Raw genomic sequence first — 18,216 nt, forward strand, 5'->3', positions numbered from 1 at the left:
ACTCCTTTCAGACTGGCTGCGCTACTTCGCGTCGTACCATGTCTTTCCATAGTCGGCATCGACTTTTAACGGAACGTCGAGTTCTACACACGATTCCATCACCCGGCTTACAAGCTCCGACAGCTCATCCGCTTGTGATGCAGATACTTCAAAAATTAGTTCATCGTGCACCTGCAGCAGCATCACCGCTTCTAATAGCGATTCTTCCAATGCTGCATCCACATCAACCATTGCTTTTTTGATAATATCAGCGGCACTGCCCTGAATGGGAGTGTTCATCGCTGTCCGTTCAGCAAAGCTGCGCTGATTAAAGTTGCGGCTGGTGATTTCCGGGAGGTACCGCCGCCTGTTCATCATCGTAGTGACGTAGCCGTTTTCCCGGGCCTGATCCACAATCGTATCCATATAGTCTTTTACTCCAGGATAGCTTTCAAAGTATTTATCGATAAACGACTGTGCTTCTTTTCTTGTTACGCCAAGACTTTGAGACAATCCATAGTCACTGATCCCGTAGACGATACCGAAGTTGACAGCTTTGGCAGTGCGTCTCATGCCTCCGTCCACTTCCTCTGCTGCGACACTGAATACGTCCATCGCTGTCTTCGTGTGGATATCCATGTCTTCCTGAAACGCCTTAAGCAGGTTTTCATCCTGGGAAATGTGTGCGAGCACCCGCAGCTCAATCTGTGAATAGTCAGCTGCAAGGATCACAGAATCCTCTCTTGTCGGCACAAATGCGTGTCGAATCTTCCGTCCTTCTTCCAGCCGGATCGGGATATTCTGCAGGTTGGGCTCCGTCGAGCTGAGCCGTCCGGTCTGCGTCAATGCCTGATTGAAGATCGTATGAATACGCCCCGTTTTATCGTTAACGGCCTTCAGCAGACCTTCGATGTACGTCGAATTCAGCTTGCCGAGCTGGCGGTAAAGTAAAATCTCGGGAATAATCTCATGGGAATCCTCCAGCTTCTCGAGCACGTCAGCAGAGGTCGAGTAGCCTGTCTTCGTTTTTTTGACCGGCGGAAGCTGCAGCTTCTCAAATAATATCTCTCCAAGCTGTTTTGGTGAATTGATGTTGAATGCAGTGCCGGCAAGATCGTGAATTTTCGCCTCAATCGCCTCAAGACGCTCTGTAAGACTTTTCCCGAGCGCCTCCAGCTCCTCTTTATCGATGGCAACGCCATGCTGCTCCATGCGGCCTAAAATAACAGAGAGCGGCATTTCCAGGTCAATCAGCAGCTCAAGCTGTTCATTGTCGTCAAGCTCCTGTTCAAGGGCCGGCTTCAGCTCCAGCAAGGCAGCCGCTTTTCTCCCTAAGTGCTGGCTGAGCACATCTTCATCCGGCACTTGCTGCTTTTTCCCTTTGCCATAGACCGCTTCATCGTGCTGGACCTGCAGGCCGCTCTTTCGTTCTGCTATATCAGCCATGTCATGTGAGGATGCCCCCGGATCCAGGAGATAGGAAGCCATCTGTACATCAAAAGCAGCACCATCCAGCTTAATTTCCTCCCAGCCGAGGCTGACGACGGCTCGCTTTGCGTTAAAGACCCATTTCTTCTTATCCGGATCAGCAGCCCACTCCTGAAATGCCGGGTCCTGCAGCATGTCCGGTTTTAAGAAGTACACACCGTTCTCGTTCGCGGCCGCTGCGCCGATGATGGCTGCATGATGATAATTATCCTCCAGTGATTCAACCACAAGCGCGCATTCCTCTGTCAGCACCTCATCTGTCAGCTTCTCCGGGATGATCACTTCCAGATCTTTAAGATCCTCTTTCGTTTCCGCTTCCGCTCCGATGCGGTCCAGCAGCGACTGAAATCCGAGCTCTTTAAACAACGACGCCAGCGCGCCCTGATCTGCTTCCTGAACTGGAAGGTCCTCGATGTTGGTTTCAATTGGCGCCTCAGTCAAAATCGTCGCAAGCTTCTTACTCATGAGCGCCTGCTCTTCATTGGCTTCCAGCTTCTCCTTCATCTTCTTTCCTGAAACTTGATCCAGGTTTTCGTAAACGCCTTCGACTGTTTTGTGGGCTGCCAGCAGCTTCAAAGCTGTCTTCTCACCGACCCCCGGTACGCCGGGAATGTTATCAGAGCTGTCGCCCATCAATCCTTTCATATCGATGATCTGATCCGGTGTAAGGCCGTACTTCTCATCGAGTGCCTTCAGATCATATGTATCCACATTGGTAATCCCTTTGCGCGTCAATGCGACCTGCACATGCTCGTCAACGAGCTGAAGCAGATCCTTGTCTCCCGTATATATCTTCGTTTCCCAGCCTTCTTTGGCCGCTTTTACCGAAAGCGTTCCGATGATATCGTCCGCTTCATAGTTTTCCACTTCCTCAAATGGAATCCGGAACGCGTTCAACAGGTCCCGCATGACCGGAAGCTGTTCCGCAAGCTCGGGCGGTGTTTTTTGGCGCGTGCCTTTATAGTCTTTAAACGTTTCGTGCCGGAACGTCGTTTTTCCTGCATCAAACGCGACAAGCATGTGCGTCGGCTTTTCTTCTTCAAGCACCTTCAGCAGCATCGTTGTAAAGCCGTATACCGCATTCGTATAAACACCCTTGTCATTATTCAGAAGGGGCAATGCAAAAAAGGCCCGGTACGCGATACTGTTTCCATCTATTAACACTAGTTTGTTCGTCATTCCATCCACCCCGGTTTCATGATTTCTTCCTTCTGCTATTCTAGCATGAATCTCCGGCGATGACATAAACGATAGGCGAAAAAACGAACGTACTTTCGCTTATGCTTCTCCTTCTGTCTGGAAAAACAGAAAAGGACCGGAAGCTCAGGGGAGGGCTTCCAGTCCGCAAAAGGGGATGTATCATATACTGCTGCTGCGGGGGGCAGCCGGCAGTACATGAAGCAGTTCACACTTCGTAGTATAGCGCGTGAATACTAAGCGTGTTTTAAGCTCATGTAAAGAAATTGTAAAGTTACCCCTCGTCGTCAAACGGCTGCCGCTTGAATACGAGACGGAACGTCGTCCCCTTGCCTGGCTTGCTGTCGACAGAAAGCTTCGCATGGTGGGCTTCTGCCAGATGCTTGACGATAGCCAGACCGAGGCCTGTACCGCCTGAATTGCGGCTGCGCGCGCGGTCAACCCGGTAAAACCGTTCAAATATACGCGGAATCTCCTTTTTCGAAATGCCGATTCCCGTATCAGCTACTTCCAGCACGACTGTCTCTGTCTGCCCGTAAGCCCGCACGAAAATATCGCCGCCTTCCGGTGTATAGACAATCGCATTATTCACTAGATTGATCAGCACCTGCTTCAGTCGGGCTCCATCTGCCGGCACGTGAATATCTCCATCGGTCTTTGTATGAATCGTCATGTTTTTCGCGGATGCTTTTTCGTTCAGCATCACTGTCGTTTCCTCAATCATTCTGCCAAGATCTACTTCATCCCAGTTGAGCTCAAAGTGCTCCCCTTCTATTTTGGAAAGCTCGAGCAGGTCGGTAATCAGACCCTCCAGCCGCACGGACTCCTTGGAAATAATCGTTAAAAACTTTTCCCTTAGTGCTTCGTCATGCATAGCACCGTCCAGGAGTGTTTCGGTAAACCCTTTTAACGAGGTTACCGGTGTCTTCAGTTCATGAGACACGTTTGCCACGAAATCCTTTCGTGCCTGCTCCAGCTTTTTCAGCTCTGTGATATCGTGAAAGACAAGCACGACCCCTTTCAGCTCATCATCATGTCCGATAATCGGAGCACCGTGTACGTCAAAATGACGGATGTAAATACCGATCGGCCATTTTATCTGACGGCGCAGCGGCCGTTCGACGAGGAACAGCTCCTGCACGAACCGGATCACAGCCTTTCGGTCGATCGCGTTATAATACAGCTTGTTCAGCCACCGGTCCGTATCTTCTTCAAACAGCTCCCGGCATGATCGGTTTACGAGCGTAATATCGCCTTTGGAATTAATCAGCACAAGACCGCTTCCCATATTTTCAATCAGCGTCTCCAGCCGTTCCTGCTGATTTTCATACGTTTTCGTAATCTGATCCAGATTTTCAGCGAGCACGTTAATCGACCGGTTTAATTCTCCTGTTTCCAGGTGCAGTCCCTCATAGGTTCTCGCCTGGTAATTGCCGCGGGCCAGCTCATTGGCAACGCGCCGCGCATCCTCAATCGGTTTGATCAGCTGGTTTGCAAGCTTTGTCGCAAACATCACGATGATGATAAAGGCAATGAAGAAGGAAACGAACAGCAGCAGCCAGACGTTCTGGTAAACGTCGTTCAGCTCGCTCATTTCCAGACCAAGCCGCAAAAACCCAATCTCTTCTCCGTTTACCGCAAGCGGTTCGGCATAATAAAGCAGTTCCTGTCCGACTGTATCACTAAAGCGAACCTCAAACGCCTCTGAGCCTTCCCGCGCCCCGATGATTTCCGGGCGATCGGCATGATTCTCCATGATGTTCGGATCCTCTGCACTCTCTGCAAGCACGGTGCCATCCTCTGCGATGATCGTAATGCGGGCACCGAGCCGTTCCGAAAGTTCGACGACTACCTCCTGAAAGTCACCGCCGGAAGCCGGATCGCTTTGTGCGACGGCATACGACACAACGGCAGCCTCTTTCTGTACCCGTTCGTTCATCCGCTCCTGGTAAAAGTCTTGAATGAACGGTCCAAGCAGGGCGCCAAGACTGGCTAATACCGCGAGAATGATAAGTGACAGCGGCACAATCAGCCGAAAACGATAGCTATTCATCCCGATATGGATCCTCCATTTTATAACCCAGTCCCCGCACTGTTTTGATGTAAACCGGCTTCTTCGTCACCGGTTCAATCTTTTCACGAAGGTGGCTGATATGCACGTCAACAATTCTCGTATCTCCAACAAAATCGTAGTTCCAGACGGAATTGAGAAGCTGGTCACGTGTCAGCACCCGGCCCCGGTTGTTGATCAAATACAGGAGCAGCTCAAATTCCTTCGGAGTCAATTCCAAAGCCTGTCCCTTTAAAAACACTTCATAATTATCCGGAAAGATTTCGACGTCGCCGATTTTCAGCTTGTTTTCCTTCCGTTTTTCCTCGGCTGGAGCTGATTGAGAGCGGCGTAAAATTGCCCGGATCCGCGCGGTCACCTCTCTCGGGCTGAACGGCTTTGTTAAATAGTCATCTGCCCCTAGCTCCAGACCGAGCACTTTGTCAAACTCGTCGCCTTTTGCTGTCAGCATCAGGATCGGCGTCTGCACTTTGCTTTGCCGAAGCTCCTTGCAAACCTCCATGCCGTCCATTCCGGGCAGCATTAGATCGAGTACGATCAGATCAAACTGTTCGTCAAGCGCTTTTCCGAGTGCCTCTTTTCCATCCATTGCAGTCGTTACCTCAAATCCGCCCTGCTCCAAATTAAACTGGAGCAGGGTCAGGATTGATTCTTCATCATCCACCACCAACAGGCGCTGTGCCATGTGTCATCCTCCCTGTTGCCGGACCCGCCCCCTGATGCAGGCCGGCAGATAAAATCGTAAACTGCTTCTGCCTTTATCTTACTATACTTTATGCGGATGACAAGGAAGCGGTGCTTTTCTATGACAAAAGTCCGCCAACTCACATGTTGATTCGTTTGGCTGTTTTTCTACTCTGTTTCCCGGCGGAAGCTAGCCTTCAACTGCGTCGCGGACTGTCCCGCCTCATCGGATCAAGCAGCGCACGTGCAGCTGCGTTTAAGCTATCAAAAAACAGGAAGCTGCATGCCTCCTGTTCGGTAAATATGCGGTCGGTTAAAAGTTTTCAAACGTACCTGCTTGTTCCGTCATCGGCTTCCACGGGTAAGGCGGGGTGACGTCCATTGTGCCGAGAATAATGGAATCGTTATACTCATCGCGTCCATCAACGGTCATCAGTGCGGTTCCCTTCTCTGTGTTCAGCTTTTCCACGGTAAGCGTAAGCGTCAGCTTTCCATAATGATAAAGCGGCTTTGGGAAAGCGAGCTGCTGTTCACGAATGACAGAACCTGGTCCTGGAAGCCCGGTTGAAATGAGTGACGTCACAAACCCTATCAGCATCAGCTGCGGAACAATTGGTCTCTCATAGGGTGTCCGCGACGCATAATCATGCTGAATGTAAATCGGATTAGCATCGTCACTGAATCCGAGATACAGCAGAATATCCTTATCGTTTATTTCAAATTCCTTTGACACCGAAGAACCTTCCTGCAGCTCTTTCAGCGTTTTCCCAAGCTTTTTTCGTTTAGAAAACATACCGTTCGTCCCCTTCCATCGTCGTACTTCGCTATCGTAAGCGCTTACACTACCAGTATACCAGACAGGCATGAACTGGCACAGCTTTTCATGGATATTGCTATGCCGCTCGGCTCTCGAAAAGCAGCCAATCCTTTACAGATAGAATACTTCTTCTTCCGGTAGAACGCACGAGGACCAGTCAGCATAAGAAGCTGACTGGTCCTGTCATCTAACGGGACGTTCGGTGTAATTAAAGAGCCTTCATAACATTTTTGACGGATTCAGCGGATTGATCCAGCTGCTTTTTCTCTTCATCGTTCAGATCCAGTTCGAAGACTTTTTCGAGACCGGCTCCGCCAAGCATACACGGTACACCGAGATACATATCGCTGTAGCCGTATTCTCCTTCCAGGTAGGCAATCGCAGGCAGGACTCGCTTCTTATCCTTCAGCACCGCTTCCACCATCTGGGTGATGGCTGCGGCCGGTGCATAGTAGGCGCTGCCGGTGCCAAGAAGGCCGACGATTTCGCCTCCGCCTTTTCTCGTCCGCTCGACGATTGCCTCGAGACGGTCCGGTGCAATCAGCTTTTCAACGGGAATCCCGCCAACAGAGCTGTAGCGAAGCATCGGCACCATGTCATCTCCATGTCCGCCGAGTACGAAACCGCGGACATCTTCGACAGAGACGTTCAGCTCCTCGGCAATAAACGTATTAAATCGTGCCGTATCAAGTACACCTGACTGTCCGATTACGCGGTTTTTCGGAAATCCGGATTCCTGATACACCGCATACGTCATCGCATCAACAGGATTTGTGAGCACGATAATCAGACACTCCGGCGAGTAGCGGACAATTTCTTTCGTTACGCTGCGCATAATGCCGGCATTCGTACTGATCAAGTCATCGCGGCTCATCCCCGGCTTGCGCGGAATACCGGCTGTAATGACGACGATATCAGAGTCAGCGGTATCTGCGTAGTCGGACGTACCTGTCACCTTGGCATCAAAGCCTTGAACGGGTGCTGCCTCCAGCATATCGAGCGCCTTGCCCTTCACCGGTCCTTCATTATCGGGAATATCAACGAGGACCACGTCTCCAAGTTCCTTTTGTGCTGTCATCAAAGCCGTCGTCGTACCGGTGAATCCTCCTCCGACCACGGTGATTTTTCTGCGTTTAATCGTAGCCATACCAACACATCCTTCCAGAAAATAAATAGCTTGCAAAGAGAAAAAGGCTGCCTCGACTAACATTCGCGAGACAGCCTCTTAAGGAGCGCGCTCCCGCCTTGCCGGCAGGAGACACGTTCGTCTTTATCGTGCAGAGGCTTCGCATGCTGCCGGAAATCGGTCGTCCGATCAGCCCAGGTTTTTAATCAGTGCGTCACCAAACTCGGAGCATTTCACTTCTTGAGCACCATCCATCAGGCGCGCGAAGTCATACGTTACCGTTTTTTCTGCAATTGTTTTATCCATTGCGTTTTCAATCATGTCAGCAGCTTCGCCCCAGCCGAGGTGGCGGAGCATGAGCACACCGGAAAGAAGAACGGAGGAAGGATTTACTTTATCCTGTCCCGCATACTTTGGTGCAGTGCCGTGTGTTGCTTCAAAGATCGCGTGACCGGAGTCGTAGTTAATGTTCGCACCTGGTGCGATTCCGATTCCGCCAACCTGCGCAGCAAGTGCATCGGAAACGTAGTCCCCGTTCAGGTTCATCGTTGCGACAACGGAGAATTCTTTCGGACGAGTCAGAATCTGCTGCAGGAAGATGTCTGCGATAGAATCCTTGATGATAATCTTTCCGGCAGCTTCTGCCTGATCCTGCGCTTCGTTGGCAGCGTCCTTGCCTTTTTCTTCTACGATGCGGTCATACTCAGCCCATGTGAACACCTTATCGCCGAATTCGCGTTCAGCGAGGTCATAGCCCCACGTTTTGAAGGCTCCCTCTGTGAACTTCATGATGTTGCCTTTGTGCACGAGCGTGACGCTCTTGCGGCCTTCATCAAGCGCATACTGAATCGCAGAACGTACGAGACGCTCCGTGCCTTCCTTGGAAACAGGCTTGATGCCGATTCCGGACGTTTCCGGGAAACGGATCTTCGTTGCGCCCATTTCATCCTGGAGGAAGCTGATCAGCTTTTTCGCTTCGTCTGTTCCCTCCTGGAATTCAATACCCGCATAAATGTCTTCCGAGTTTTCACGAAAAATAACCATATCCGTATCTTCCGGACGCTTTACTGGAGAAGGTACGCCTTCATACCAGCGTACCGGACGTACGCATGCAAACAGGTCAAGCTCCTGACGAAGCGCTACGTTCAGGGAACGGAAGCCGCCGCCGATTGGCGTCGTCAGAGGACCTTTAATTGCGATCATGTATTCGCGGATGGTTTCAAGCGTTTCTTCCGGAAGCCATTCGCCAGTCTGATTATGTGCTTTTTCACCTGCGAGCACTTCTTTCCACTCGATGGCTTTTTCTCCGTTATACGCTTTATCTACTGCAGCTTCAATAACTCTGGAAGCAGCTTTCCAAATATCCGGACCGATGCCGTCCCCTTCAATGAAAGGAATAATCGGTTTAGCAGGTACGTTCAGTTCTCCATTTGTTACCGTAATTTTTTCTCCAGCCATTCGTAAAAAACCTCCTAAATATAGTTCGTTCCTTCACAAATATATCATAAAGGACAGGGCTGTATCGATACAGCCCCGCCGCCTTTATGTGATTATCGTTTCTCGAGCGGGATCCATTCCTGCTTATCCGGTCCAGTGTATTCTGCACGCGGACGGATGAGACGGTTGTCTGCATACTGCTCAAGAATGTGAGCAAGCCAGCCGGACACACGGCTTACTGCAAAAATCGGCGTAAAAATGTCGTGCTCAATGCCGAGGCTGTGGTAAACAGAAGCCGAATAGAAATCGACGTTTGGCAGCAGCCCTTTTTCATTTGTTACGATTTCATCAATCTTAACGCTCATCTCATACCAGTTGGATTCCCCGGTAATTTCCGTCAGCTGACGGGACATTTCACGCAGGTGCTTGGCACGAGGGTCGCCGTTTTTATAAACGCGGTGACCAAAGCCCATGATTTTCACTTTATTGGCGAGAGCTTCTTTGATATATGCTTCCGCTTTATCGACATCGCCGATTTCGCTCAGCATCGCCATTACGCGCTCGTTGGCTCCGCCGTGCAGCGGACCTTTCAGGGCGCCGATTGCAGCTGTTACACCGGAGTATACGTCGGAAAGCGTTGCTACACAAACGCGCGCTGTAAACGTGGAAGCATTCAGCTCGTGATCCGCGTGAAGCACAAGCGCCTTGTTAAAGGCCTTCTCGGAAATTTCATCCGGCTCTTCTCCGTTCAGCATGTAAAGGAAATTCGCAGCAAAGCTGAGTTCCGGTTTTGGAGCGACCGGCTCTTTCCCCTGGCGGATACGCGAGAAAGCCGTCACAATTGTTGGAAGCTGCGCCTGGAGTTTTACTGCTTTTCTGCGGTTTGCTTCCTCTTCCATCTCATCTGCTTCCTCATCAAACAGAGCAAGATTGGAAACCGCCGTACGAAGGGCAGCCATCGGGTGCACCTTGTCGATCGGAAATGACTTCAGCTGATCGAGCACTTCATCCGGTACCTTGGAAGCCTGAGCAAGCTCTTTAGCAAATGCATCCAGTTCCTCTTTATTCGGAAGACGGTTATTCCAGAGCAGGTAGACAACTTCCTCAAATGATGCGTTGTCCGCAAGATCGTCAATATTGTAGCCGTGGTATGTCAAAACCCCGTCAATGATGGAGCTGACCTGCGACTGTGTTGCAACAATACCTTCTAACCCTTTAGTCTGACTCATGCTATCTCTCCTTTACACACAAAATACGGGCCAAGCCCGGGTTGAACAAAGGAAGCAGCCGGCGTGCGTTTTCGTCCGGCTTTCCTGGATAATAGAAAGCGGTTACGAAAAACATTAACCGCAGAAACCAAACCATTTCTTCTATGTATTTGGCAGTGTCACGATTCCTATTATACCATTTTTCGTATTTTTGTGAATCGAAAAGTTCTGAAATCGACAAGAAGATTCATACAGTTTTCGACAGCCGTCGCAGTAGCCCTTCGATTAGAAGCCGGTGCAGAACGTTTCCTGCCCCGGCTCACAATTGCACGATTATACCTTAATGTGTATAAATACAGATCCTTGGCTCAACCGATTAGTCCCAAAAAAAATTGAACAGCCCGCATCGCTAAATAAGCAATGCCTGCACCGATTACCGGACCGACCGCGACGCCTCCAAACAGGGCGACCGCAAGAATGGTACCAAATACGAGCGCCGTGGTAATATGCGGGTCGCTTTGCAGCAGGTCGATGCCGTTTGACGCAATCACAGCGACAAACACGCCCGATATGAGTGCGATCCAGGCATACGAAGAGCCCATTGCCTGCCGCAGATCCTGAAGGCCGATCTCACCGGTTACGATCGGAACCAGCACAGCAATCGTAATAATTGTCACCCCGATCTGGATGCCTCTTTCCTGCAAAAACGGCAGCACACTGCCCGCCATTCCGCCGTAGTATAGGATCAGCAGTACGGCGACCGCTGTCATCAGCGTGACATTGCGAGCAAAGAATCCGACCGCAAGTAAAAGCAGCATAAAGACAAGCGCCTGATTCATCGAACCACTTCCTTTCGTTATGAACAGAAAAAAACCGCCTATCCGGCGGTTGCAACAGCTATCGTCTGCCGTTCTGTGTATTGATGACATAGACATTTCCGGCCTGAATCATACGCTCATACATGCGCTGAAGCAGTGCCTTAAACATTTCGCGGGTCTGCGGGATAAGCAGAAGAAAACCAAGCGTATCCGTGATAAAGCCTGGCGTCAACAGTACGATACCACCAATCAGAATACAAACCCCGTCCAGAATTTCACTGCCCGGTATCTGTCCCTGGGAGGATCGCAGCTGGGCTTTTCGAATAGCCTGCAGACCTTCTCTTCTCGCAAGCCATGCACCAAGAACACCGGTCAGAATGATGAGGATGATCGTCCAAAACAAGCCGATGAAGTTCCATGACAGCAGAATCACGATCATTTCAAGCGTCGGTACAACAATCAGCAGTAAAAGCAGAAGTTTCTTCACAGTGGTTCCTTCCTTTCCTACGAGACGCGCTTTGAAAAAAGACGTGAAAAAGAGCCTGGCTCTTTTTCACGTCTGAATAACCTGCTCGCTTCTTCTATTATAGAATACTCGCAGAGCCTTTGTAAATCTTTCCTTGCGTGCCGTCGACAGTAACCTCGTCCCCATCCTGGAAGGAAGCCCGGGCGTTCTCCACACCGACGACTACCGGAATACCAAGGTTGAGGCCGACTACAGCCGCATGCGACGTCAGGCCGCCCTGTTCGGTAATCACGGCTGCTGCTTTCTCAAATGCTTCCATCATGTCGCGGTCCGTACTGTTGGTTACAAGGATATCTCCCTGCTTCATTTTGCTGATTGCTTCTTCAGCTGAGTCTGCGACGACTACAGCACCCTTTGTTACTTTACGGCCGATTCCCTGACCTTGAGCGACTACTTCTCCGATGACGTGCACCTTAAGCAGGTTTGTCGTACCCTGCTCGCCCACTGGTACACCGGCTGTGATCACGACGAGATCGCCGTTTTTCACGTGGCCCGATTTGAGTGCTTCATCAACAGAAAGCTGCAGCATTTCATCCGTTGAGCTGACCGGCTGGCCGATCTGGCTGTGAACGCCCCAAACGAGTGACAGCGCCCGGCTGACTCGTGCACTGCTTGTAACAGCAATGATAACCGATTCCGGACGATACTTGGAGATCATGCGTGCCGTATGACCGCTTTGCGTAGCTGTCAGAATAGCAGAAGCTTCCAGGTTCAGCGCTGTATGGGCCACCGACTGGCTGATCGCCTCTGTAATCGTGCGGTCGCTTTCCTTCGTAATGCGGCGGAGCGCATCTTCATGCTTCATCGCTGTTTCTGCACGAAGCGCAATATTCTGCATCGTCTGAACAGATTCTACCGGATACAGACCTGCTGCCGTTTCACCAGAAAGCATAATCGCATCGGTACCATCGAGAATCGCATTAAAGACATCAGATGCTTCTGCACGCGTTGGACGCGGGTTGCGCTGCATCGAATCCAACATTTGTGTCGCGGTAATGACCGGCTTCCCGAGCCGGTTGCAGCGCTTGATCAGATCTTTCTGGACGAGCGGTACTTCTTCAGACGGAATTTCCACACCGAGATCCCCGCGGGCAACCATCAGGCCGTCAGATACCTCGAGAATTTCTTCGATGTTGTCGACGCCTTCCTGGTTTTCAATCTTTGGGATAATCTGAATGTGCTCGGCATGATGCTTCTCAAGCAGCTCGCGGATTTCCAGCACGTCAGATGCACGGCGAACGAAGGAAGCGGCGATAAAATCAACGTCCTGCTCAATGCCGAATTCGATATCCGCTGCATCTTTCTCCGTAATACCAGGCAGGTTCACGCTCACATTTGGAACGTTTACGCCTTTTTTATTCTTCAATTCTCCGCTGTTGAGCACTTCTGTCACGAGCTCTGTGTCCTTGATTTCAGTAACGAGCAGCTCGATCAGTCCATCGTCCAGAAGCAGCTTGGAGCCGACATGAACGTCATTTACAAGTCCTGGATACGTGATGGAGATAACGTCTTTGTTCCCCGTCACTTCTTCCATCGATACGCGCAGCTTCTGGCCTTTTTCAAGCTCTACCGCTCCGCCTTCAATTGTTTGTGTACGGATTTCCGGTCCTTTTGTATCAAGCAGGATGGCCGTGTCTGTGCCTGCCGCCTTTGCTGCTTCACGAATGTTTTTAATACGTGCGCCGTGCTCGTCAAAATCACCGTGCGAGAAGTTAAGGCGGGCGACGTTCATTCCTGAGTCAATCAGTTCGGCGAGCTTTTCCTTCGATTCACTGGCCGGTCCGATCGTACATACAATTTTCGTTTTACGCATACGTTTGTTCCTCCTTCAGTTGTGGGCAGGGTGCCCATACAAAAGCCAGGACCGCCCTGAAGGCGTCCCAGCCGGGTGCGTGGCACCATGTTTGTTTAAATAGAAAGCTCCTTCGAAAGCTGGTACATTTCCTGGTCGAGCGTCTTTTTTTTCGCAAGTGCGTCATCAATTGGATGATAAACAAGCTTATTATCTTCAATTCCGACCATCTGGCCTGCTTCACCTACGAGCAGCAGTTCTACTGCTTTAGCTGCAAGCCTGCTTGCAAGTACGCGGTCCTGCGCCGTCGGAGAACCGCCGCGCTGAATGTGACCAAGAACCGTCACACGCGTTTCCAAATCGGTAGCTTCTTTAATTTGGCGGCCGATTTCCACTCCGGATCCGACTCCCTCTGCTACGAGAATGATACTGTGCTTTTTCCCGCGGTCATGCCCTCGCTTCAATCGCTTTACAATCTCTTCCATATTCTCATTCACTTCTGGAATCATGATTGTTTCGGCACCGTCTGCAAGCCCGGCCCAAAGAGCCAGATCACCGGCATCGCGGCCCATTACTTCCACGACATACGTCCGTTCATGGGAAGTAGCGGTATCACGGATTTTATCGACTGCATCAATCACTGTATTCAAGGCTGTGTCAAAGCCGATCGTGTAGTCCGTTCCCGGAATGTCGTTATCAATCGTGCCTGGAACGCCAATTGTTGGAAAACCGCGCTCTGCCAGTTTTTTTGCACCTTGAAAAGAGCCGTCGCCGCCAATCACGACAAGTGCTTCGATTCCGAATTTCTTCAGCTGCTCAATCCCTTTAAGCTGCCCTTCTTCTGTCTTAAACTCTTCGCATCGAGCTGTATACAGCTTCGTGCCGCCGCGGTGGATAATATCCCCGACAGACCCGAGCTCCAGCTTTTCAATATCTCCATTAATCAGTCCCTGGAAGCCGTAGTAAATTCCGTACACTTCCAAGTTGTGATAAATCGCTTTTCGTACCACCGCGCGGATCGCGGCATTCATGCCGGGTGAGTCCCCGCCGCTGGTTAATACTCCAATACGTTTCATCGACTGCATTCACCTCGTCCTTAAGCATCATATTCTTGCATGAGTTAAAAATACCACTTTCGATTTTCAAACACAATAGACATCAGACGACGACTGGAGCCTGCATCACAGCGCGGTTTCGACAAGAATCCCTATTCTTCGGTAATGGCATCGTTTACATCATCGAACTCTCCGATGCGATTAAATTTTTCGTGCCTTTGCTCAACGAGTGCAGTTTTATCCAATTTTAGCAATTCCTGCAGGCTCTGCTCCAGTACTTGGCGGATTGCCTCAGCCTGCGCGTATAAATCACGGTGGGCGCCGCCTCGCACTTCTGGAATCACGCTGTCAATAATGCCAAGCTCGTGCAAGTCCGGCGCTGTAATTTTCATCGTTTCGGCTGCGCGCTTCGCCTGTCCGGCATCCTTCCATAGCAGTGCCGCAGCTCCTTCAGGTGAGATAACGGAATAAGTCGAGTTTTCCAGCATAAACAGTCTGTCCCCAATGCCGAGCGCAAGTGCTCCGCCGCTGCCTCCTTCACCGATCACTACGCAGATTATCGGCGTCTGCAGGCCGGCCATTTCCAGCAGGTTGCGGGCGATCGCCTCGCTTTGGCCCCGCTCTTCAGCGGCCATACCCGGGTAAGCCCCCTTTGTATCGATAAAGCAGACAACGGGACGGCTGAATTTTTCGGCCTGTTTCATGAGCCGGAGCGCTTTACGATAGCCTTCTGGATGCGGCATGCCGAAGTTACGTCTGATATTCTCTTTCGTATCCTTGCCCCGCTGGTGGCCTATTACCGTTACAGGCGTACCTTCAAACATGGCAACGCCGCCAACGATTGCCTCGTCGTCGCCGTGCAGCCTGTCACCGTGAAGCTCCATAAATCCTGTGAAAAGCTGATGAATGTAGTCGAGCGTCGTCGGCCGCTGGGAATGACGAGCCAGCTGAACCCGGTCCCACGGCTTCATGTTTCCGTAAATATCTTCTTCGAGCTGTTCGAGCCGCTTTTCCAGCTTTTCGATTTCACCGCTTAAATCAATTTCTTTTTCAGCCGTAAATTGCTTCAGCTCCGTGATCTTTGCACGCAGTTCAATAATCGGCTTTTCAAATGACAGGTGTTCAGCCATCTCCATCACGCTCCTTTCCAGCAGGTTCATGTACAGCAAGAAGCAGGCTCAGCGTCCCGCGCATGTCGTGCCGGTGAACCACTTTATCTAGCTGACCGTGCTCCAGCAAAAATTCTGCAGTCTGAAAATCATCCGGCAGCTTCTGTCGGATCGTTTGTTCAATGATACGGCGCCCTGCAAAGCCGATTAAAGCACCTGGTTCTGCCAGGTTGATATCCCCGAGCGAAGCGAAGCTTGCAGACACACCGCCTGTCGTCGGGTGGGTCATAATACTGATGAATGGAAGTCCTGCTTCGTCCAGGCGTTGAAGCGCTGTGCTCGTTTTTGCCATTTGCATCAGACTGACGACGCCTTCCTGCATACGTGCTCCTCCGGAAGCTGCGAACAATAGCAGCGGCATCCGCTCTTTTACAGCTTGATCGCAGGCCCGGACGATTTTTTCTCCGACGACTGAGCCCATCGAGCCCATACGGAATCCGGCATCCATCACGCCGATGATCACCGGTCTGCCTTCGATCGCTGCACGTCCGGTCACGATCGCTTCGTTCAACCCGGAGTTCTCCCGGTCTTTTTGCGACTTCTCTTTGTATTCCGGGAAGCCCAGCGGGTCTTTGGCAATCATGCCGGAGTCAAATTCTTCAAACGAGCCTTCATCGATTGTGCAGTGAAGCCGTTCTCCCGCAGTTAAACGATGATGATAGCCGCACTGGTCACAGACCATGTCATTTTTACGAAGCTCTTTTATGTAGGAAATGGAACGGCATTCCGGACACTTCGCCATAATTCCTTCCGGTACATCGTTTTTGCCTTTTTTGGATGGTACTTTTGCTTTACGGCCTTTTTTAGAAAACAAATCTCGTATCATGCTGATTCCTCCTCTTCCCCGGTTAAAACCGGCTGTTGCTCAAATGCCGGTTCAACGCATCAGCTGCCCGGGTACTGTCTTTTTCACGAATGGCTTCCAGAATGTCACGATGCTCTTCCCAGGCGTGAACGGTGCGTCCTTCTCTGGAAAGGGACTGTTTCAGCGCCTCCCGGCTGTACTCTACGAGCGGACGCCAAATGTTCAGCAGAAGCCTATTTTTACTCAGTGCGACAAGCGACTTGTGAAATTGAATATCTTCATCGATAAAATAGCCGTCCTGCCCTGTCTCCAGCGAGGAAGACACCAGCTTCTGCAGTGCTTCCAGCTCTTCCGGCTCTGCACGCTCACAGCCAAGCTTGACTGCTTCCACTTCTAATATACGCCTCGTCTCGGCAAGATCCTGTCGGGCTTTTGCGTCCTTTAAAAAGAAGCCCGCAAGAATCTCAGCAAGGCGGTGGCTTCCGGCCTGGCGGAGAAAGGTTCCCTCTCCTTTTCTTGTTTCAATCAAATCCAGAAGTTCCAGAGCGCGGAACGCTTCTCGAACAGAGGAACGCCCAACCTGAAGCCGCTCCGCGAGCTCCCGCTCAGACGGGAGCCGGTCTCCTGCCTCCAGATTTCCCTGCATAATCATCGTTTCGATATGTTCCAATATACGAACGTATACTTTCGATCCTGCTGTCAAGCTGCCAGCCTCCTTCCTTAAATGGCGAAGAAGCTGTCCGCCGGAACGGGGACAGCTTCAGCAGGTGATCAGGCATCGTGCTCAATCATTGTCAGGCGGCGGGTTTTCTCGGCAACCTCCTCCGCATTTACCTGACGCCGGGCAACGCCGGTCTCCATAGCTGCCTGCGCAACAGCCTTCGCTACTGCTGGTGCTACCCGCTTATCAAACGGAGCAGGAATCACGTAATCTGCGTGCCGTTCGGCGTCAGCTACGAGATCGGCAATCGCCTTCACTGCTGCTACCTTCATTTCTTCATTGATATGCGTCGCATTGACGTCGAGTGCGCCTCGGAAAATTCCAGGGAACGCCAGCACGTTGTTTACCTGGTTCGGAAAGTCGGAACGGCCTGTTCCGATCACGCTCGCGCCAGCTTCTTTTGCATCCTCCGGCATGATTTCCGGCACCGGATTGGCCATAGCAAAAATAATCGGGTCTTCGTTCATGCTTTCCACCATTTCTTTCGTCAGCGCTCCTTCAACGGATACTCCGACAAACACATCGCTGTCTGCAATCACTTCCCCCAGCTTGCCGTCAAGGTGCTGGCTGTTGGTGACCTGGGCAATTTCGTGCTTCAGGTCATTCATGCCGTACGGACGGCCTTCATAAATAGCACCTTTCGAGTCACACAGGATGATATCCTTGCAGCCCATGCTCTGCAGCAGCTTCATAATTGCAATGCCGGCTGCTCCGGCTCCGTTGATGACAACACGTATTTCTTTCATCGCTTTGCCGCTGATCTTGAGCGCATTCACAAGACCTGCCGCTGTAACGATGGCCGTTCCGTGCTGATCATCGTGGAAAACCGGAATGTTCATCTCCCGCTTCAGACGTTCTTCAATTTCAAAGCAGCGCGGTGCTGCGATATCTTCCAGGTTCACTCCGCCGAAAGTCGGCTGCATCAGCTTAACTGTGCGGACGATTTCATCCACGTCGTTGGTGTCCAGACAGATTGGGAACGCATCGACTCCTGCAAATGATTTAAACAGAACGGCCTTTCCTTCCATAACGGGCATCGCTGCTTCCGGTCCAATGTTTCCAAGACCGAGGACAGCTGTGCCGTCCGATACGACTGCTACCATATTTCCTTTAACCGTGTAGTCATACACGCTTTGAGGATCATCGAAAATCGCTTTGCAAGGCTCTGCCACTCCCGGGGAGTAAGCGAGTGAAAGGTCGTCGGCGTTTCGTACCGGTACCTTCGGCGTCGTTTCGATTTTCCCTTTTTTCATTCGGTGCATGTGCAGTGCTTCTTCTCTCAATGTAGGCACAGTCGCCACTCTCCTCTGTATCAAGATCCAT

15 protein-coding genes are annotated in these 18,216 nt (G+C 51.1%); all 15 read right to left on the reverse strand.

The annotated features are described in order from the left end of the window. Window positions 1–21: 21 nt before the first annotated feature. The 15 genes from polA to ystJ all read right to left on the reverse strand — a co-directional run bounded on the left by polA (window position 22) and on the right by ystJ (window position 18,155). Window positions 22–2,646, reverse strand: coding sequence for a DNA polymerase I (gene polA / locus ACFO4L_RS13075; RefSeq protein ID WP_377910117.1), 2,625 nt, complete (start codon window positions 2,644–2,646; stop codon window positions 22–24). 292 nt (window positions 2,647–2,938) lie between these two features. Continuing rightward, entirely contained in the window at window positions 2,939–4,717 is a 1,779-nt protein-coding gene (gene pnpS / locus ACFO4L_RS13080) for a two-component system histidine kinase PnpS (protein ID WP_377910118.1), read from the reverse strand. Further along, entirely contained in the window at window positions 4,710–5,420 is a 711-nt protein-coding gene (locus ACFO4L_RS13085) for a response regulator transcription factor (RefSeq protein WP_377910119.1), read from the reverse strand. Before ACFO4L_RS13085 ends, pnpS begins: the two co-directional genes overlap by 8 nt. A gap of 312 nt (window positions 5,421–5,732) precedes the next feature. Next, window positions 5,733–6,212, reverse strand: a complete 480-nt coding sequence (locus ACFO4L_RS13090; RefSeq protein WP_377910120.1) for a MaoC/PaaZ C-terminal domain-containing protein — start codon at window positions 6,210–6,212, stop codon at window positions 5,733–5,735. A 232-nt stretch (window positions 6,213–6,444) separates the two neighbouring features. Further along, entirely contained in the window at window positions 6,445–7,383 is a 939-nt protein-coding gene (gene mdh / locus ACFO4L_RS13095) for a malate dehydrogenase (RefSeq protein WP_377910121.1), read from the reverse strand. A gap of 168 nt (window positions 7,384–7,551) precedes the next feature. Further along, window positions 7,552–8,820: an NADP-dependent isocitrate dehydrogenase gene (gene icd, locus ACFO4L_RS13100; protein ID WP_377910123.1), complete on the reverse strand. Its 1,269-nt coding sequence runs from the start codon at window positions 8,818–8,820 to the stop codon at window positions 7,552–7,554. A gap of 92 nt (window positions 8,821–8,912) precedes the next feature. Further along, window positions 8,913–10,028: a citrate synthase gene (gene citZ / locus ACFO4L_RS13105; RefSeq protein ID WP_377910124.1), complete on the reverse strand. Its 1,116-nt coding sequence runs from the start codon at window positions 10,026–10,028 to the stop codon at window positions 8,913–8,915. A 347-nt stretch (window positions 10,029–10,375) separates the two neighbouring features. Then, window positions 10,376–10,846 carry a DUF441 domain-containing protein gene (locus tag ACFO4L_RS13110; RefSeq protein ID WP_377910125.1) on the reverse strand — a complete coding sequence of 157 codons (471 nt, stop codon included), beginning with the start codon at window positions 10,844–10,846 and terminating at the stop codon, window positions 10,376–10,378. Between the two features lie 58 nt (window positions 10,847–10,904). Then, window positions 10,905–11,312: an FxsA family protein gene (locus ACFO4L_RS13115; RefSeq protein ID WP_377910126.1), complete on the reverse strand. Its 408-nt coding sequence runs from the start codon at window positions 11,310–11,312 to the stop codon at window positions 10,905–10,907. Window positions 11,313–11,409: 97 nt separating this feature from the next. Further along, the gene (gene pyk / locus ACFO4L_RS13120; RefSeq protein WP_377910127.1) at window positions 11,410–13,164 is read right to left on the reverse strand and encodes a pyruvate kinase; all 1,755 of its coding nucleotides are present in this window, start codon (window positions 13,162–13,164) and stop codon (window positions 11,410–11,412) included. Between the two features lie 95 nt (window positions 13,165–13,259). After that, window positions 13,260–14,219: a 6-phosphofructokinase gene (pfkA, locus tag ACFO4L_RS13125; RefSeq protein ID WP_377910128.1), complete on the reverse strand. Its 960-nt coding sequence runs from the start codon at window positions 14,217–14,219 to the stop codon at window positions 13,260–13,262. 131 nt (window positions 14,220–14,350) lie between these two features. Next, the gene (locus ACFO4L_RS13130) at window positions 14,351–15,328 is read right to left on the reverse strand and encodes an acetyl-CoA carboxylase carboxyltransferase subunit alpha (protein WP_377910129.1); all 978 of its coding nucleotides are present in this window, start codon (window positions 15,326–15,328) and stop codon (window positions 14,351–14,353) included. Next, complete coding sequence (gene accD / locus ACFO4L_RS13135) at window positions 15,321–16,193, reverse strand: acetyl-CoA carboxylase, carboxyltransferase subunit beta (RefSeq protein ID WP_377910130.1); 873 nt, start codon at window positions 16,191–16,193, stop codon at window positions 15,321–15,323. The genes ACFO4L_RS13130 and accD overlap by 8 nt, the downstream gene beginning before the upstream one ends. 22 nt (window positions 16,194–16,215) lie before the next feature. Then, window positions 16,216–16,875 carry a FadR/GntR family transcriptional regulator gene (locus ACFO4L_RS13140; RefSeq protein ID WP_377910131.1) on the reverse strand — a complete coding sequence of 220 codons (660 nt, stop codon included), beginning with the start codon at window positions 16,873–16,875 and terminating at the stop codon, window positions 16,216–16,218. Between the two features lie 68 nt (window positions 16,876–16,943). Beyond that, a complete protein-coding gene (gene ystJ / locus ACFO4L_RS13145; protein ID WP_377910322.1) occupies window positions 16,944–18,155 on the reverse strand; it encodes an NADP-dependent malic enzyme in 1,212 nt (403 codons plus the stop codon). Window positions 18,156–18,216: the final 61 nt, after the last annotated feature.

This window comes from Bacillus daqingensis, from assembly GCF_042654445.1.
In the GTDB taxonomy this organism is placed as follows: Bacteria; Bacillota; Bacilli; order Bacillales; family Salisediminibacteriaceae; genus Alkalicoccus; species Alkalicoccus luteus.

Excerpts from the sequence above, each read along its gene's own strand:
- ACFO4L_RS13130 (WP_377910129.1), bottom strand. The coding sequence starts at position 15,328 with ATGGCTGAACACCTGTCATTTGAAAAGCCGATTATTGAACTGCGTGCA.
- polA (WP_377910117.1), bottom strand. The coding sequence starts at position 2,646 with ATGACGAACAAACTAGTGTTAATAGATGGAAACAGTATCGCGTACCGG.
- pfkA (WP_377910128.1), bottom strand. The coding sequence starts at position 14,219 with ATGAAACGTATTGGAGTATTAACCAGCGGCGGGGACTCACCCGGCATG.
- ystJ (WP_377910322.1), bottom strand. The coding sequence starts at position 18,155 with ATGCACCGAATGAAAAAAGGGAAAATCGAAACGACGCCGAAGGTACCG.
- pnpS (WP_377910118.1), bottom strand. The coding sequence starts at position 4,717 with ATGAATAGCTATCGTTTTCGGCTGATTGTGCCGCTGTCACTTATCATT.
- pyk (WP_377910127.1), bottom strand. The coding sequence starts at position 13,164 with ATGCGTAAAACGAAAATTGTATGTACGATCGGACCGGCCAGTGAATCG.
- ACFO4L_RS13090 (WP_377910120.1), bottom strand. The coding sequence starts at position 6,212 with ATGTTTTCTAAACGAAAAAAGCTTGGGAAAACGCTGAAAGAGCTGCAG.
- icd (WP_377910123.1), bottom strand. The coding sequence starts at position 8,820 with ATGGCTGGAGAAAAAATTACGGTAACAAATGGAGAACTGAACGTACCT.
- accD (WP_377910130.1), bottom strand. The coding sequence starts at position 16,193 with ATGATACGAGATTTGTTTTCTAAAAAAGGCCGTAAAGCAAAAGTACCA.
- citZ (WP_377910124.1), bottom strand. The coding sequence starts at position 10,028 with ATGAGTCAGACTAAAGGGTTAGAAGGTATTGTTGCAACACAGTCGCAG.
- mdh (WP_377910121.1), bottom strand. The coding sequence starts at position 7,383 with ATGGCTACGATTAAACGCAGAAAAATCACCGTGGTCGGAGGAGGATTC.
- ACFO4L_RS13110 (WP_377910125.1), bottom strand. The coding sequence starts at position 10,846 with ATGAATCAGGCGCTTGTCTTTATGCTGCTTTTACTTGCGGTCGGATTC.
- ACFO4L_RS13085 (WP_377910119.1), bottom strand. The coding sequence starts at position 5,420 with ATGGCACAGCGCCTGTTGGTGGTGGATGATGAAGAATCAATCCTGACC.